Genomic DNA, 16,121 nt, shown 5'->3' with positions numbered 1-16,121 from the left:
TTCAGTTAAAGCATCTTGGCTCAGCTACTTAAAAGCACAACACAGCGCTCAACTAACTGACGTTGCACCATAAAGCGGGGACAAATTGGAGGCGTGATTGTACATGTAGACGATATTAACCATATCAAACCGGCCATCCTTCCTGCCTGGCCCATTGTCGCCAATGCCTATATCCAAACTCAGCAAAAGCTCAGGCCGAGCCAGAAGTTCCAATGCCACCTCTTGTGCCTCTGCAGAAAAGGTTCTGGTGCTGGGCACCAACCCGGCGGCCTCATGCAACTCATGAAAATTCACAAATCGGTCATTGGCACCGGCAGCGAATTCACGAAAGTGCGTTTCCACTTTACCGATTAAATTCCGGTCGCTCCACGATGGGTGCGGGCCTTCTGTGAGCGGCCCCTCTTCGCGTTGAGCCAGCCGTTGATTAAATGGCAGCGCACCATAACCTTCCTCGGCAAATTCTTGCCACAGGCGGGCCGGTGTTCCATCCAGCGCATAGCCGCTGCTGGTGAACCCCTCCAGTACACCGTTGTTTGCAGCGTTGCCGCGGCTTTGCCCGGTCGCAGTCAGAGACGAATCAATCCAGTTAAGCACCCTGGCCGCGTTGTAGGCCGCATCCGCTCTGGACTCGGGATCAGGATTCTTGGAAGACCAATCGCCCAATTTTGCATAAGCCATTTCAAAGTAGATGTTGTTTTCTTGCTGCGGTTTTTTCACAAACGTTTGGTCGCCGATTTTATACACCAGGTCACGACGAATACCCTTTTGAGTGTCCAAGTCTTTCAGTATGGGATTGTCATTAATGATTTGCTCAGCGCTACGAATATCGCCTGGAGGGCGCTTGATAGTGTCGCGGGGAACGAAATGCTTATTTTTCTCGCCACGCAGCGCGTCTGTTGAAGCGGGGTTATTCACTCCCGCCCTGGCAGTCGATGGGAAAAGCTGCTCTGGAGAGAGGGTTTGTACTTCAGGTTCACGGGGTGGGCTGATGCTACCTATAGCCATGGTGTGGTGACTCCTTAGGTTAAAAGATACCTCGCATTCATTGGAGGTAAAAACCTATTGGCAAATGGCAGGCATAGGGTTCCCACACAAAAATCAGGGTAGGAGCGCGATTGGTGAATCGCCAGGCGTGACCGCGTCAGGCGTGACGCAGCAGCCCGACAAGCCCGCATATCGAGGTATTTACAGGTAAACTGCCTGCCTTTTCACCGCCCTTCTCTGTTCACGGCGGCCATTCACCTCTTGTATTTAACGGAGTTCGCCTTGCGTCTGTTCCACACCTCCGACTGGCACCTTGGCCAAAACCTGCACGGCCAGGAACGCGACTTCGAACACGCCTGTTTTCTCGACTGGCTGCTGGGCCAATTAAACGCCGAGCAACCGGATGCACTGCTGATCGCCGGCGACATTTTCGACACGGTCAACCCGCCGCTCAAGGCCCAGGAGCGCCTGTACGACTTCATCATCAGCGCCCACGAACAAAACCCCAAACTCACCATTGTGATGATCGCCGGCAACCACGACTCCGGTTCGCGGATCGAGCTGCCCGCGCCGTTGATGCGCCGTTTGCGCACCCATGCGCTGGGCCGTGTGTTGTGGCTCGATGACGGCCAATTGGACGCCGAGCGCCTGCTGATCCCGCTGCCCGACGCCAAAGGCAAGATTGCCGCCTGGTGCCTGGCGCTGCCATTTTTGCGCCCGGCGGAAGTCACGGGTGCGCACTTGGGTGATGATTACCTGCGCGGCATCGGCCAGGTGCATGAATGGCTGATCGCAGCCGCCAATGCCAAGCGCAAAAAAGGCCAGGCGTTGATAGCCATCAGCCATGCGCACATGGCCGGTGGTTCGGTGTCCGAGGATTCCGAGCGCAGCCTGATTATCGGCAATGCCGAAGCCCTGCCTGCCAGCCTGTTCGATGCCAGTGTGAGCTATGTGGCGCTGGGCCATTTGCACAAGCCGCAGCAGGTCAACGGCGAGGAGCGCATCCGCTACAGCGGCTCGCCCATTCCCCTGTCGTTTTCCGAAATCGGCTACAAACACCAGATACTCGATGTGACCTTCCAGGGCCAACGACTGGTGGGCGTCGAACCACGCCTGATCCCGCGTTCGGTCAACCTGCAACGTCTGGACGCTGCACCGCTGGCGGATATCCTCAGCCAACTGGCGGCTTTGCCCGACATCGACCTGCTCGCCGAAACCCAGCGCCATCCCTGGCTGGAAGTGCGCGTGCGCCTGGACGAGCCGCAGCCGGACCTGCGCCAGCAAATCGAAACCGCCCTGCAAGGCAAGGCCGTGCGCCTGGTGCGCATCGCCGCCGAATATGCAGGCAAACGCGGCAGCGACGACACCGACGACGACCATCTGGTCGAACTCGACCAGCTCACGCCACAGGAGCTGTTCAGCCGCGCCTGGCAGGACAACTACGGCAGTGAGGTGGATGAACAGACCTTGAAGGATTTCGCCGTGCTGCTCCAGGAAGTGCAACAGGAGGGCGAACAGCCATGAAGATCCTCGCCATCCGCCTGAAAAACCTCGCCTCCCTGGCCGGCCCGTTTGAAATCGACTTTACCGCCGAGCCTCTGGCCAGCGCGGGGCTGTTCGCGATTACCGGCCCAACCGGCGCGGGTAAAAGTACCCTGCTCGATGCCTTGTGCCTGGCACTGTTTGGCGCCGTGCCGCGCCTGGGCGATACCGGCCAGGCGAAGATGCCGGACGCCGACAGCGATATTTCCATCGGTGACCCGCGCACCTTGATCCGCCGTGGCACCGGAGGCGGTTATGCCGAAGTGGATTTCGTCGGCGTCAACGGCCGTCGTTACCGCGCGCGCTGGGAAGCCAACCGCGCTCGCGACAAGGCCAGCGGCAAGTTGCAGAACAGCCGGCAAAGCCTGATCGACCTGGACAGCGACCAACTGCTGGCCAGCCAGAAAACCGAATACAAAACCCAGCTGGAACTGGCCCTGGGCTTGAATTTCGAGCAGTTCACCCGTGCCGTATTGCTGGCGCAAAGTGAGTTCAGCGCGTTCCTCAAAGCCAACGACAATGAGCGCAGCGAACTGCTGGAAAAGCTCACCGACACCGCGCTGTATACCCAACTCGGCCGCCGCGCCTTCGACAAGGCCAAGGATGCCAGGGACGCGCACAAACAGCTGCAAGACCAGGCCACCGGCCTGGTGCCACTGGCGCCAGAGGCCCGCGCTGAACTTGACCAGCAGTTGGCCCAGGAGCAGCAGCAACTCAAGACCCAACAGGCCCAACTCAAGCAGTTGGAGCTGCAACACACCTGGCTCAAGGAACTGCGCGAATGGCAGGAGCGCCAGCTCAGCGCCACTGAACAGTTGCAGCAAGCCCAGCAACAGTGGGAAGGCCAAGGCCAACAACGCCAAGACCTGAGCCGCCTGGAGCAGTTAGCACCACAACGCCATCAATTCGCACGCCTGGCTGAACTCGACACCTTGCTCACGCCGCTCGCGGCGCAGATCCAACAGCACATTGAGCAACAAACCGCGTTGCATGCACGTCAGGAACAATCGCAACAGCAGCAGGCCGCCGCCCAGGTGGCCCTGGCTGACGCCTTGAAACACCAGGCCGACGCCGTGCCTTTACTGCGCCAGGCGGTTGAACAGCAAAGCACCCTCACCCACCTGAGCAAAGACCTGGCCAAACGCAGCGACGATCAACAACAGCAGGAAACCGCCTGCGCCGAAGGGCAATCGTTGCTCAATGGGTTGTTGGAGAAACAGGCCCAAGTGGCTGGGCGCCTGCAACGCCTGGCCGCCGAACTTGAGCGCAGCGCCGCGCTTGCACCGCTGAGCGACGCCTGGACCGCCTACCGCGACCGCCTGCAACAACTGATGCTGATCGGCAACCGCCTCAACAAGGGCCAGGCCGAACTGCCGCAGCTTGAACAAAAAGCCGCCACCGCTGCCGAAAAATTCACCCAGCAACGCGAAGCGTTGGACCTGCTGTACCAGGAAGCCGGTGCCGAACCGCACGCCGTGGCCGAACAAATCCAACTGCTCGCCGGCCTCTTGCAAGACAACCGCAAGCAGCAACGCGCCTTCGAAGACCTCACGCGTTTGTGGGACAGCCAACAACAGCTGGATCTACAGAGTGCCGCGCTGACGCAAAAACTCGCAGACGCGCAACAGCAACGCGAACAACTGAACCAGGCCGGCCTGCAAACCAAGGCCGAACTCACGGTGGCCGAACAAACCCTCACGGTCACCAAGCAACTGCTGGAACGCCAGCGCCTGGCGCGCAGTGCCAGTGTCGAGGAGTTGCGCGAGCAGTTGCAGGACGACCAGCCGTGCCCAGTGTGCGGCAGCCATGAGCACCCGTATCACCAGCCCGAAGCCTTGCTGCAAAGCCTTGGCCGCCATGACGAAAACGAAGAAGCTGCGGCGCAGAAAGCCGTCGATACGCTGAAAGAAAAACTCACCGAGCTGCGTGGCGAAGTGGGCGGCTTGATCGCCCAGCAAAAGGAGTTCCTGCAACAGCAGGAACAGTTGGCGACGCAACAACAGGGCCTTGCCCCCAGCTTGCAAGCGCATCCGTTGTCGGCCTCGCTGTTTAATCAGGACGCCGCCAAGCGTAGCGCCTGGCTGGGCCAGCAGCTTAACCAGTTGACGCAAAGCATCGCCCAGGATGAGCAACGCCAAGGCGCCCTGCTCAACCTGCAAAACAATGCCGGGCGTTTGCAGCAACAACTGCAAGCCGCCCAGGATGCCAGCCAGCAAGCCCGCCAGTTGCTGGTGGACCAGCAGCGCGAATTGTCCAACGACCGTGAGCGCCTGGACGAAGAACTGCATGCCTTTGCCGGCCTGCTACCTGCCGACACCCTCGACGGTTTGCGCCGCGAACCGGCAGCGACCTTTATGCAGCTGGACCAGCACGTCAGCCAGCGCCTGGAACAGTTGGGCCATCAGCGTGATGAGTCGGCTGAACAGCAAGAACGCCAGCAAGCCATCGAGAAAGAGCAGACCCATCAGCAGCATCGCCAGCAGCAGTTGGAAGCCTTGCAACAGCAAGTCACCGAGTTGACCACACAGCATCAGGCGGCCCAGGAAAAACTCACCGCCTTGCTCGGCGAGCACACCAGTGCCGAACATTGGCAACACCAATTGGATCAGGCCGTGGCGCACGCTCGCCAACGCGAAAGCGACGCCAACCAACAGCTGCAAGCGATTCGCGATGCCTTGATCCAATTGGCCGCCGACCTCAAGGCCCAGCAGGAACGCCAACAGGCGCTGACCGCCGAGCAGCAGACCCTCGACGCGCGCCTGGGTGAATGGCGCGCGCTGCACCCGCAACTGGATAACGACGGGCTTACACGTTTGCTGGCCTTTGATGACAGCCAAGTCAGCGCCTTGCGCCAGCAGTTGCAGCACAGCGAAAAAGCCGTCGAACAAGCCAAGGTGTTGCTGCAGGAGCGCGAACAACGCCTGGCCGAACACCAGGCCTTGCACAATGGCAACCTGGACGCCGAACAGCTGGGCAGCAGTCTCGCCACGCTTAATCAGCAATTGGCCGAGGGCGACAGCCGCTGCGCCGAATTACGCGCGCGGCAGTCTGAAGACCAGCGTCGCCAGGACGCCAACCATGTACTCGGCGAGCATATCGCCAAGGCCTATGACGAGTGGCAGCGCTGGGCAAGGCTGAATGCGCTGATCGGCTCGGCCACCGGCGACACGTTCCGCAAGATCGCCCAGGCCTACAACCTCGACCTGCTGGTACACCACGCCAACGTGCAGTTGCGCCAGCTGGTACGCCGTTATCGCCTCAAGCGCGGCGGCAGCATGTTGGGGTTGTTGGTGATGGACACAGAGATGGGCGACGAATTGCGCTCGGTGCATTCGCTGTCGGGTGGCGAGACGTTCCTGGTGTCGCTGGCGCTGGCGTTAGGGCTGGCGTCGATGGCGTCCAGCACCTTGAAGATCGAGTCGCTGTTTATCGACGAAGGTTTTGGCAGCCTGGACCCCGAATCGCTGCAGTTGGCGATGGACGCACTGGACGGCTTGCAGGCCCAGGGCCGCAAGGTGGCAGTGATCTCCCACGTGCAGGAAATGCATGAGCGCATTCCGGTGCAGATCCAGGTCAAGCGCCAGGGCAATGGCTTGAGCACGCTGGAGGTCAAGTGAGCGAAGCGTTGCTGTATTCGTTTCGGCGCTGCCCGTATGCCATGCGGGCGCGCCTGGCCTTGCGCTATTCGGGCGTGCCCGTGCAGATCATCGAGGTGAGCCTTAAGGCCAAGCCGGCCGAGATGCTCGCGCTGTCACCCAAAGGCACGGTGCCGGTGCTGTGTGTGAACGGCCGGGTGATCGAGGAAAGCCTGGAGATCATGCAATGGGCACTGGCGCAGCATGACCCTGATAATTGGTCGCTGCAGGGCGACCCGAGGGTTCAGGCGCTGATTGCCGAGAATGACCAGGTGTTCAAACATCATTTAAATCGATACAAGTACGCCGAGCGCTACCCGGAGCAGCCGATGGAACATTATCGGGCTGAGGGCGAGGTGTTTTTGCAGAAGCTGGACACTTTGCTGGCGGGGCGGGATTTTTTGCTGGCCGAGCATTTGAGCCTGGCCGATGTGGCACTGGCGCCGTTTGTGCGCCAGTTTGCACATGTGGATCGCGAGTGGTTTGCTTGTACCCCGTATCACCGGTTACAGGCCTGGCTACAGCGCTTTCTGGAATCGCCGTTGTTTGTGGCGGTCATGGCAAAACCCTGAGATTCACACAATCAAATGTGAGAGCTGGCTCCCCCATTTGATCTGTGTTGCCTGGCAGTCAGTGCTGGGTTTTGTGATCCAGTGCGGCATAGAAGTTAGCGCTTTGTTGCAGGTATTTCTGGGTGTAGGCCGTGGTGTTGGATTTTTTGCCGGAGACTTCCACGCTGGCGGCAGCAGGCAGTGCCACGGTGGCGGAAACAGCGGAAGCGGCAATGATGGAGAAGAGGTTCAAGTTCATGGCGGTAACCCTTGTGTTCGTTTGGTTAGGTGGCCGGGAAGGCCTTGGAACCAAACTTACGCCCGAGGACTGAACCTTGGTAATGCTTTGAAACAGTAGCCGCTATTAATACAATTAATACAAAGAGTCAGGCCCCGCATTGCGGGGCCTGTGGCTTATTGACGCACCAGGAACTTGAGGTCGCTGGGGGCATCGATCGGCAATTTCTGCACGGTTTTACCTAGCAGGCCGGTCTTGGGGTCGCGTTCAACCACCACGATTTCATTGCTTTTCTGGTTGGCGATCAGCAAAAACTTGCCGCTCGGGTCCAGGCTGAACTCGCGCGGGTGGTCGCCTTCCACGGAACGGCGTTGCAGTTCCTTGAGGTGCGCGGTGGCCGGGTCGATGCTGAATACCAGTATCTGGTTGGCCGTACCACGGTTGCTCACGTACAGGAATTTACCGTCGCTGGAGGCGTGTACGGCCGCACCGGCCTTGTCCGAAACCGGCTGCCCGGCGGCAAAATCGACCAACTGGGTTTGGCTGAGCTTGCCATCGTTGTAATCGTAGACCGCGACCTGGGCACTCATCTCGGTGGTCAGCCAGGCATGCTTGCCATCAGCGCTGAACAACAGGTGACGCGGGCCGCTGCCCGGTGGCAATTGCACAAAGGCGGGATCGGCTGGGGTCAATGGCAGTTCGTGGCTGGCCTTGGGGTCGTAGTGGTAAGCAAACACCTTGTCGGCGCCCAGGTCCTGCACAAACACATACTTGCCGTCCGGCGACGACACCACCGAGTGGACGTGGTTGGAGGCCTGACGCTCTGGGTTCACGCGGCTGGCCGGGTGCCCGCTCAATTGCACCGGCGCCGACAGCTTGGCATTGGCGTCCACCGGCAGCACGGCCAGGCTGCCGCCCGGATCTTCCAGCACCGAATAGTTGGCGACGAACAGGTAACGGCTATCGGCAGCCAGGCTCGAATGGGTGGGCTCGTTGCCCAGGCTTTGCACCTGATTGATCAGGGTGAGCTGGTGACTGTGCGGGTCGATGCTGTAGCTGCTGACGCGGCCGACCGGATCTTTTTGCCCTGGGCCGTTCTCGTTGACCACAAACAGGTGCTTCTGGTCTTTGGAGATCGTCAGCCACGAGGGGTTGGCCGCCTTGGCCGCCAGTACCGGTTTACCGCTGAACTGGCCGGTACGGCTGTCAAACTGCAGGCGGTAAATACCTTCGCTGGTGCCGGCGGTGTAGCTGCCCACCAGCAGTTCATAGGTGTCGGCCGGAGCGGCTTGCACCGACATCGCACCAACACTGCCCGCCATCAGCAGGGGCCAGAATTTACGCATCATCATCCGCTTCGTCCTCGTCATTATTGTTGCCGGTGACGCCACTCATGCAGACCAGGCGATGCTCGCCCGAGTCACCGGTAAGGGTCCAGCTTTGCAACGTGTCATCAAAGGTGGCCGCTTTGACTTGCTCCAGGCTGAAGCTCCAGCGCTTTTCGGCGCGACCGTCCATGCAAATGATCAACAGTTTCTGGTCATCCAAGCTGAAATCAAAGGTGTGCAGCCCATCAATTTCGACCATCTGGCAGTCTTCAAAAGCATCGAGCAAGGTAGCGGTGTCGGCAGTCATGGGAGTCAATCATTTGGGGAAAGTGCCAATGATAGCCCACGCCGTAACCTATAGGTTGGACCTGCAATTAATGTGGAGCGGGCTTGCCCGCTCCCACAGGTTGACTGAGTACGGCCGTTAAACCGTTAGTGCGCAAACAGCGAGTTGCCCTTCTGCCCCGCCAGCTTCTCGGGCTTGATCAAGAACCGCGCCAGTGCCGGCAACAGCCACAGCGCACCGAACATGTTCCAGAGCAGCATAAAGGTGAGCATCAGGCCCATGTCCGCCTGGAACTTGATGGCCGAGAAGATCCAGGTGCACACACCGATGGCCAGGCACAGGCCGGTGAACAGCACAGCTTTACCGGTGGACTTGAGCGTCTGGTAGTAGGCCTCTTGCAACGGCAGGCCGGCACGCAGGAAACTTTCCAGGCGGCTGTAGATGTAAATGCCGTAGTCCACGCCAATCCCCACGCCCAGCGCCACCACCGGCAAGGTCGCGACCTTGACGCCGATGCCCATGAACGCCATCAGGGCGTTGCCCAGCACCGAGGTCAGCACCAGCGGCAACACGATGCACAGGGTCGCCGCCCAAGAGCGGAAGGTGATCATGCACATGGTGGCCACGCACAGGTACACCAGAATCAGGATGGTCAGCTCCGACTCCTTGATCACCTCGTTGGTGGCCGCTTCGATCCCGGCGTTACCGGCGGCGAGGATAAATTCCAGGCCGTCTTTGTTGTTTTCCTTGGCGAAGTCCTGCACCGCATGCACGGCGCGGTCGAGGGTTTCGGCCTTGTGGTCGTTGAGGAACACCAGCACCGGCGCCAGTGAGCAATTGTTGTTGTACAGGCCGTCGGCGCGGGCAATGGAGTTGTTCAACACGTCTGGGTTGCGCGACAGGGTTTCCCATTTGAGGTTGCCCTCGTTCATGCCCTTGATCATCTGCTTGGACACGGTCACCAGCGAGATCGCCGACTGCACGCCCTCGGTGTTCTGCATCTTCCACATCAGTTGGTCGATGGGCGCCATGGCTTCATAACGCGAGCAGCCTTCGGCCTTGGTCTTGACCATCACCACCAGCACATCGGAGCTGGTGGAGTAGTTGCTGATGATGAAGTTGTTGTCTTTGTTGTAGCGCGAATCCGGGCGCAGTTCCGGTGCGCCCTGGTCCAGATCGCCGATCTTGAGGTTCTGGCTGTACCAGAGGCCGCCGCCGAAGGCGACCAGCGCAAGCAGAATCGAAACTGGCGCGACTTTCGCGCTGGCGAATTTGGACAGCAGGCGCCAGAACGGGTGTTCGCGGTGCGCGTCCTTTTTGCTCTTGGCGATGGCGCGCTTGCTGATGCCGACATAGGAAATCGCCACCGGCAGCAGGATCAGGTTGGTGAACACAATCACCGCCACGCCGATGGACGCACCGATGGCCAGCTCGCGGATCACGCCGATATCGATGATCAGCAGTGTGATGAAGCCCACGGCGTCGGCGAGGATCGCAATCATGCCGGGCAGGAACAGTTGCCGGAACGTGCGCCGCGCGGCGGTCAGGGCGTTATCCGCTTCGCTGGATTGCAGGGCGATGCCGTTGATCTTCTGCACACCATGGGAAATACCGATGGCGAAGATCAGGAACGGCACCAGCATCGAATACGGATCCAGGCCAAAGCCGAAAAAGTGCATCAGCCCCAATTGCCAGATCACCGCCACCAGCGTGGTACTCAACACCGCGACGGTACTGCGCAGGCAGTTGGTGAACCACAGCAGCAGGATCAAGGTGATCACAAACGCGATGCCGAAGAACATCACCACCATCACCAGGCCGTCGATCAGGTCGCCGACCTTCTTGGCAAACCCGACGATGTGGATTTTAACGTTGGGGTTCTGGGCTTCGAATTTGTCGCGGATCTTGTCTTCGAGTTCATGGGAAAACTTGCGGTAGTCCAGAGCCAGCAGCTTGCCTTGGTCCTGCGGGTCGGGGTAGGACTCGAGCAACGGAATATCGACGATGCTCGACTTGAAATCGTTGGCGACCAGACGCCCGACCTGGCCGGACTTGAGCACGTTGTTGCGCAGTTGGTCGAGGCTTTGCGGCGAGCCGTTGTAGCTTTGCGGGATCACTTCACCGCCGGCAAACCCCTCTTCGGTGACTTCGGTCCAGCGCACGCTGGGGCTCCACAGCGACTTGAGGCCCGAGCGGTCGACGCCGGAGATGTAGAACACCTCGTCGTTGATCTGCCTCAGCGTCTCCATGTATTCCTTCGAGAAGATGTCGCCATCCTTGGCCTCCACCGAGATGCGCACGGTGTTGCCCAGGTTCGCCAGGTCGTTACGGTGTTCCATCATCTTTTCGATGAAGGGGTGCTTGAGGGGGATCATCTTTTCAAAGCTGGTGGACGGGCGGATCAAGGTCGCCTGCCAGAACAGGAAAATGCTCACCAGCAGGCAGATCACGATCACTGCCGGGCGGTTGTTGAAGATCAGGCGCTCAAGAAAGGTCGCTTTATCGTTGTGATGACTGCTCATTCTTTCCCCGCCTTCTTATTGTTTTTCGAGTTCAGCGCCGGTTGGCTTGGCAACACGAACGCCGCCCTGCCCCGCCAGAATCAAGTTGCCATTGCCCGCCGCCGTGACCGACGACAGTGAAATGCGGTCCGGGCGGTTGAACACGCTGAAGGTCTGGCCGTCGTCGTGGCTGATCACCACACTGCCGCCGTTGCCGACCACCACGATGGCGCCGTCATCGAGTAACGTCGCACCCGACAAGCCAAACTCCAGGGCACCACGCGCCGCATTCAATTCGACCTGCTCCCAAGTGCTGCCAAAATCGGTCGAGCGGTAAAGATTGCCGCGCAGGCCATAAGCCAACAGGGTCTGCGGCTGGGCGGTGCCGATCACGCCGAACAGCGAGCCCTCATAGGGGCCTTCGAGTTTTTCCCAGATCTGGCCGTCGTCGCTGGAGCGGAACATGCTGCCCTGCTCGCCGACGATAAACAGGCCCGCGCCCTTGATAGCGGCGATGGCATTGAGGTGGAACTGGTCTTCGTTGTCGAGGCGATCGCTCACGTCGTCCCAGGTTTTGCCGCCGTCGGTGGTTTCGATCAACGCACCGTAGGCACCCACGGCCAGGCCATGTTCGGCATCCTTGAACCACACGTCGAGCAATGGCGCTTCGCGCTTGAGGTCCTGGTATTGCTGAGCCCAAGTGGCGCCACCGTCGGTGCTGGCCAGGATCTGTGCGTCATGGCCCACCGCCCAACCGTGTTTGTCATCGACAAAATACACCGCCGTCAGCAGTTGCCGGGTTGGCACTTTGGCTTGGGTCCAGGTACTGCCCTGGTCATCGGAATACAGGATGTGCCCGCGATCGCCGACCGCTACCAGGCGCTTGCCGGCATGCACGACATCGATCATCAGGCCTTTGGCGGCCTTGGGAGACTCAATTGCAAATACCGGCTGTGCGCTGCTGGTGTCGCCGGTTGCCAACGCGGGGGTGGACAACACCCCAAGCAGCGAGAGCGCTGTGGCCAGCATCGCAACCCTGCGTGCGGCGCGCGGGCGGCAAACAGCCCAACCCATGACAGGCTCACTCATAGACCTTTCTCCCCATTTATTATTGTTAGGTGGTCTCGCCTTCCTGGGCTCTGAAACCTGCAATCTAGAGCGCCTGGAGGAAGCAGGGCCATCCTATCGGGCTTTGGAATCGTCTGACAATCGGCGCTACGTTATCTTTTGTTAACTGAGGGTGTTTGGCGTTGGCCTGAATATGCCTGCATTAGCCAGACTGATGCTCGTTCCCACGCTCTGCGTGGGAATGCGAGAGCGAACGCAGAGCGTCCCTGGCTGCATTCCCACGCGGAGCGTGGGAAGGAGCGAGTTTAATGAATTTTTATTCCATCTCTTGAAATTAGGGAATTTTTATTCCATTAATAGCCTTCCTGACAACAATAATCCAAAGGACCACGGCGATGCGTGAACTCGGAATCGGCTTGATCGGCACAGGCTTTATGGGGCGCGCCCATGCGTTGGCGTTCAACAATGCCCGCGCGGTATTCGAACTGCCGGTACACCTCAAGCTGGCGGCGCTGGCCGATGCCGACACCGAACGCGCCCAGCGTTGCGCCACGGCCTGGGGCTTTGCCCAGGCCCACGGTGACTGGCAGGCGCTGGTCAATGACCCGAACGTCGACGTAGTGGCAATCACCACGCCCAATCATTTGCACTACCCCATGGCCATGGCGGCCATTGCGGCGGGCAAAGCGGTGTATTGCGAAAAACCCTTGGCCGTCAGCCTGGAGCAGGCCGACGCCATGCGCCGCGCCGCACGTGCGGCTGGCGTGGTCACGCGTGTTGGTTACAACTACCAGCACAACCCGATGATTGGCCTGGCCAGGCAGATGATTGCCAACGGCGAGCTGGGCGAAATCATCAGCTTCCAGGGCGAGTTCAGCGAAGACTTCATGGCCGACCCGACCTCGCCCTGGTCGTGGCGCTGTGAAGTGGAACATGCCGGTGGCGCGCTGGCGGACCTGGGCAGCCACCTGTTGTCGATGGCGGGTTATCTGGTGGGCGACGTGGTAAGCGTGTGTGCCGACACGCACACCGTGCATGCCCAACGCCCTGCGGTCAAAGGCAGCAGCGAACTTAAATCGATCGCGGTGGATGACCAGGTGCATGCCCTGCTGCGCTTCGCCAATGGTGCCCGTGGCACCGTGAGCAGCAGTTGGCTCAAGCATGGCTACAAGAACCACCTGAGTTTTGAAATCAGCGGCACTCAAGGCACCTTGGCGTTCGATCAGGAGCGCTTGAATGAACTGCGTGTATGCCGCGCCGGCCAAGACGGATTCCAGCGTTTACTCGCTGGCCCTGCGCTGCCCGGCTATGCCGCGTTCAGCCCGGCCGCCGGGCATCAGCTGGGTTACAACGAGCTGAAGACTCTGGAAGTACAGGAATTGATCATGGCGCTGGCGGGGCAAGGCGCGCACGGTACCGACTTTGACGGTGCCTGGGCGGTCGAGCGGGTGGCAACGGCGATTCGCCTGGCGGCTCAAGAAGAACGCTGGGTCAACGTAGGGGCGCTTTAAACTGCGCCAGCCCTAGCCAACCTGGTGGGTGTGCACCGTGCATGCCCACCCATTATCAAACTCAGCTACTTACACCTTGAGCCCAAGCGGACGAAACCATTACGCGGTGATGGGTAAACATGATTGGCTAATCCTGTCACTTTTCGCCCAACTACATGCCTCTATTCGACCCCTCACTTATTCACTTTCACGCGCAATAATATCAACATTCAACACCCCCCTTACACCTCGAAACACCCTAAACAAATAACTCACACAGCGAAATATTTACCTGCTTGCACCCTCTGCGAAAACCCCTCATTTTATTGCCCGGCCTCTTCAAATTACTTACTACTTTGGCCGCTTATAAACTAATCGAGCTTTAACCTATTGAACATTCGACCCAGCCCACCTGCTCTGTTAAATCTTAACGCATCCCTGCCTGCACCCGATCATACGACCGCGTCGACAGTTAACAGTCCTGCCCCCCCTTCAGCCTCAGATAAAGTTGCAAAAGATTTGACCCGTAGAAGATTTAAAATCGTCGATACAAACGGCGATGGCAAGATAACGATCGCCTATAAGTTTATTGATTTGTCCAATCCAGATCATGTCTGGCGCAAAAAAAATGGAGCAATGGAGTTCAGCGAGGGCAGAAAAAAAGCATTCAGAGATTCAATTCGCGCGTGGGAAGATGTCGCCAAGGTGACCTTTATCGAGAACGGCAAAGGCGCGGACGCCTCCATATTAGTACAAGGCAGCCCCGGGGTGGGCGGTGTCGCCAACCTGCCGGCTGGTGATACCAGCAGCATGAGCATCGCGATCGGAGTGGGTGAAAAAGGCTTACCTATAAACTCGTCAATGATTCACGAAATCGGTCATAGCCTGGGGCTCGACCATCCGCAGGGTCAGTATCCCGAGAACAATAAAACTCACACCGCCATGTCCTACACGACTAATTGGTGGGCGCGCCCTGACGAAAAAGGCTTTAGATGGTCGGAAAGCACCTCCACTCCAATGATGGGCGACATTGCAGGTACTCAAAAACTCTACGGCGCCAATAACAATACACGAAGGGGTAATACAACTTATGGATTCAACGCCAACGCCGAGCGTGACTACTATAGTCTGACCTCCTCCAGCGATCTGGCGGCCTTTTGCGCCTGGGACAACGGGGGTATCGACACTCTGGATTTTTCCGGTTACGCACAAGACCAGAAGATCAATCTGAATGCCGAGTCTCTTTCAGACGTCGGCGACAGGAAAGGTAATGTGTCTATCGCCAAGGGCGTTGTGGTAGAAAACGCCATCGGTGGCTCAGGGCGTGATGTGCTGATCGGCAATCAGGTCGGTAACCGCCTCACCGGCGGCGCCGGCGGCGACACGCAGTACGGCGGCGGCGGTGCTGATACATTTGTCTACAACGGGGTCAGTGACTCGCTGCCACAAAACCCGGACAAGCTTAACGACTTCGTCAGTGGTGTCGACAAAATTGATCTTTCCAAGGTGCTGAAAGACGCGGGTATATCAAAACCCATATTCACCAGCGCTCCCACTTATCAAGCCGGCAAGCTGAGCGGGCGCAAAGGCGAACTGCTGCTGGACTATGATAAAAACATCAAGATGCACAGGTTGATTCTTGATGTGAGTGGCAATGCTAAGTCCGTGCTGTTGATTTTGAGCAAAAATCCAATTAAGCCCGACGACATTTTGATTAAGGCGGGTTCACAATCACTGACGGCATCACCCACCCCTCAGCCAACGCCCAACCCGGCGCCTTGGCCCATTAATAAAAAGCCAGCGCCTACACTGACCCTACTCCCACTCGTATTACGCAATACCGTTGATACCGATGATACCGTCTACGGGTTCAACGCCACGACCACTAAGCCTGGCATGCAGCTGACCTCTTCCACCGATAAACCTGCTTTCACCGTGACCGATTCTAAAGGTAATGACACCTTGGACTTTTCAGGTTTCGACCACAACCAACGCATCAACCTTATGCCGGGCTCACGCTCCAGCGTTGGCGGCCTGGTCGACAATGTGAGCATCAGCAAACATACACTTATTGAAAATGCCAGGGGCGGCCGAGGCCATGACCATATCACCGGAAACGCGGCCAATAACGTTCTGACTGGCGGAGCCGGTGCAGACAAACTGACAGGCAACGCAGGGGCCAACACTTTCAACTATGAAGCCGTCACTGACTCGCCTTACCACAATGCTGACATGCTGATGGATTTCAAAACCGGCAAAGACAAAATCGACTTAACCGTTATGAGTAAAAAAGCCCAAGTGCCCCTCAACTTAGTCAAGTATTACACAGGCCAAATTGGCGAGACCATTATTGACTATTACCCGGCCACCAAAAAGTACTACGTGGGTGTCGATATGACGGGAAATCGCCAGTCTGACTTTTTGATCAAAAGTTTCAAGCCGATCAATAGTCAGGATGTGATTGGCCTTAACCGTAGCAACGACGACGAGTGCTGAGT

The 16,121-nt window shown here is 58.5% G+C and carries 11 protein-coding genes; 5 read left to right on the top strand and 6 right to left on the bottom strand.

What is annotated here, in order from left to right; genetic code table 11:
- Positions 1–48: 48 nt before the first annotated feature.
- Positions 49–1,005 carry a hypothetical protein gene (locus P5706_RS14145; protein WP_285679606.1) on the bottom strand — a complete coding sequence of 319 codons (957 nt, stop codon included), beginning with the start codon at positions 1,003–1,005 and terminating at the stop codon, positions 49–51.
- Positions 1,006–1,266: 261 nt separating this feature from the next.
- On the opposite strand from P5706_RS14145, the gene P5706_RS14140 reads away from it, so the two are divergent.
- Genes P5706_RS14140 through P5706_RS14130 form a run of 3 tightly spaced genes read left to right on the top strand, consistent with a single transcriptional unit; the run spans position 1,267 to position 6,733 of the window.
- Positions 1,267–2,508: an exonuclease SbcCD subunit D C-terminal domain-containing protein gene (locus P5706_RS14140; protein ID WP_285679605.1), complete on the top strand. Its 1,242-nt coding sequence runs from the start codon at positions 1,267–1,269 to the stop codon at positions 2,506–2,508.
- Positions 2,505–6,143 carry an AAA family ATPase gene (locus P5706_RS14135; protein ID WP_285679603.1) on the top strand — a complete coding sequence of 1,213 codons (3,639 nt, stop codon included), beginning with the start codon at positions 2,505–2,507 and terminating at the stop codon, positions 6,141–6,143. Before P5706_RS14140 ends, P5706_RS14135 begins: the two co-directional genes overlap by 4 nt.
- Positions 6,140–6,733 (top strand): glutathione S-transferase, encoded by a 594-nt coding sequence (locus P5706_RS14130; RefSeq protein WP_285679602.1) that lies wholly within the window; start codon positions 6,140–6,142, stop codon positions 6,731–6,733. Before P5706_RS14135 ends, P5706_RS14130 begins: the two co-directional genes overlap by 4 nt.
- Before the next feature lie 58 nt (positions 6,734–6,791).
- Here P5706_RS14130 and P5706_RS14125 read toward each other — a convergent pair whose 3' ends face one another.
- The 5 genes from P5706_RS14125 to P5706_RS14105 form a co-directional block, all read right to left on the bottom strand.
- The gene (locus P5706_RS14125) at positions 6,792–6,971 is read right to left on the bottom strand and encodes a hypothetical protein (RefSeq protein WP_106580498.1); all 180 of its coding nucleotides are present in this window, start codon (positions 6,969–6,971) and stop codon (positions 6,792–6,794) included.
- A 155-nt stretch (positions 6,972–7,126) separates the two neighbouring features.
- Positions 7,127–8,302, bottom strand: a complete 1,176-nt coding sequence (locus P5706_RS14120; RefSeq protein WP_285679600.1) for a lactonase family protein — start codon at positions 8,300–8,302, stop codon at positions 7,127–7,129.
- Complete coding sequence (locus P5706_RS14115) at positions 8,289–8,585, bottom strand: DUF5629 family protein (protein ID WP_200434153.1); 297 nt, start codon at positions 8,583–8,585, stop codon at positions 8,289–8,291. Before P5706_RS14115 ends, P5706_RS14120 begins: the two co-directional genes overlap by 14 nt.
- A 125-nt stretch (positions 8,586–8,710) precedes the next feature.
- Entirely contained in the window at positions 8,711–11,086 is a 2,376-nt protein-coding gene (locus P5706_RS14110) for an efflux RND transporter permease subunit (protein ID WP_200434154.1), read from the bottom strand.
- A 15-nt stretch (positions 11,087–11,101) separates the two neighbouring features.
- On the bottom strand, positions 11,102–12,154 hold the full coding sequence (locus P5706_RS14105; protein WP_200434155.1) for a WD40/YVTN/BNR-like repeat-containing protein: 1,053 nt from the start codon (positions 12,152–12,154) through the stop codon (positions 11,102–11,104).
- Positions 12,155–12,528: 374 nt separating this feature from the next.
- Here P5706_RS14105 and P5706_RS14100 point away from each other — a divergent pair, with 374 nt between their 5' ends.
- On the top strand, positions 12,529–13,644 hold the full coding sequence (locus tag P5706_RS14100) for a Gfo/Idh/MocA family protein (protein WP_285679598.1): 1,116 nt from the start codon (positions 12,529–12,531) through the stop codon (positions 13,642–13,644).
- Positions 13,645–14,013: 369 nt separating this feature from the next.
- Complete coding sequence (locus P5706_RS14095; RefSeq protein ID WP_285679597.1) at positions 14,014–16,119, top strand: M10 family metallopeptidase C-terminal domain-containing protein; 2,106 nt, start codon at positions 14,014–14,016, stop codon at positions 16,117–16,119.
- The last annotated feature ends 2 nt before the right edge of the window (positions 16,120–16,121 follow it).

Source organism: Pseudomonas sp. ChxA, from assembly GCF_030263855.1.
GTDB classification, from domain to species: Bacteria; Pseudomonadota; Gammaproteobacteria; order Pseudomonadales; family Pseudomonadaceae; genus Aquipseudomonas; species Aquipseudomonas fluorescens_CB.
The sequence above is the reverse complement of the archived record's forward strand: the minus strand, read 5'-3'. Positions and strand labels throughout refer to the sequence as shown.

What these genes read in the sequence shown, in the direction of transcription:
- P5706_RS14100 (WP_285679598.1), top strand. Translation starts at nt 12,529, where the DNA reads ATGCGTGAACTCGGAATCGGCTTGATCGGCACAGGCTTTATGGGGCGC.
- P5706_RS14105 (WP_200434155.1), bottom strand. Translation starts at nt 12,154, where the DNA reads ATGAGTGAGCCTGTCATGGGTTGGGCTGTTTGCCGCCCGCGCGCCGCA.
- P5706_RS14110 (WP_200434154.1), bottom strand. Translation starts at nt 11,086, where the DNA reads ATGAGCAGTCATCACAACGATAAAGCGACCTTTCTTGAGCGCCTGATC.
- P5706_RS14120 (WP_285679600.1), bottom strand. Translation starts at nt 8,302, where the DNA reads ATGATGATGCGTAAATTCTGGCCCCTGCTGATGGCGGGCAGTGTTGGT.
- P5706_RS14135 (WP_285679603.1), top strand. Translation starts at nt 2,505, where the DNA reads ATGAAGATCCTCGCCATCCGCCTGAAAAACCTCGCCTCCCTGGCCGGC.
- P5706_RS14125 (WP_106580498.1), bottom strand. Translation starts at nt 6,971, where the DNA reads ATGAACTTGAACCTCTTCTCCATCATTGCCGCTTCCGCTGTTTCCGCC.
- P5706_RS14115 (WP_200434153.1), bottom strand. Translation starts at nt 8,585, where the DNA reads ATGACTGCCGACACCGCTACCTTGCTCGATGCTTTTGAAGACTGCCAG.
- P5706_RS14145 (WP_285679606.1), bottom strand. Translation starts at nt 1,005, where the DNA reads ATGGCTATAGGTAGCATCAGCCCACCCCGTGAACCTGAAGTACAAACC.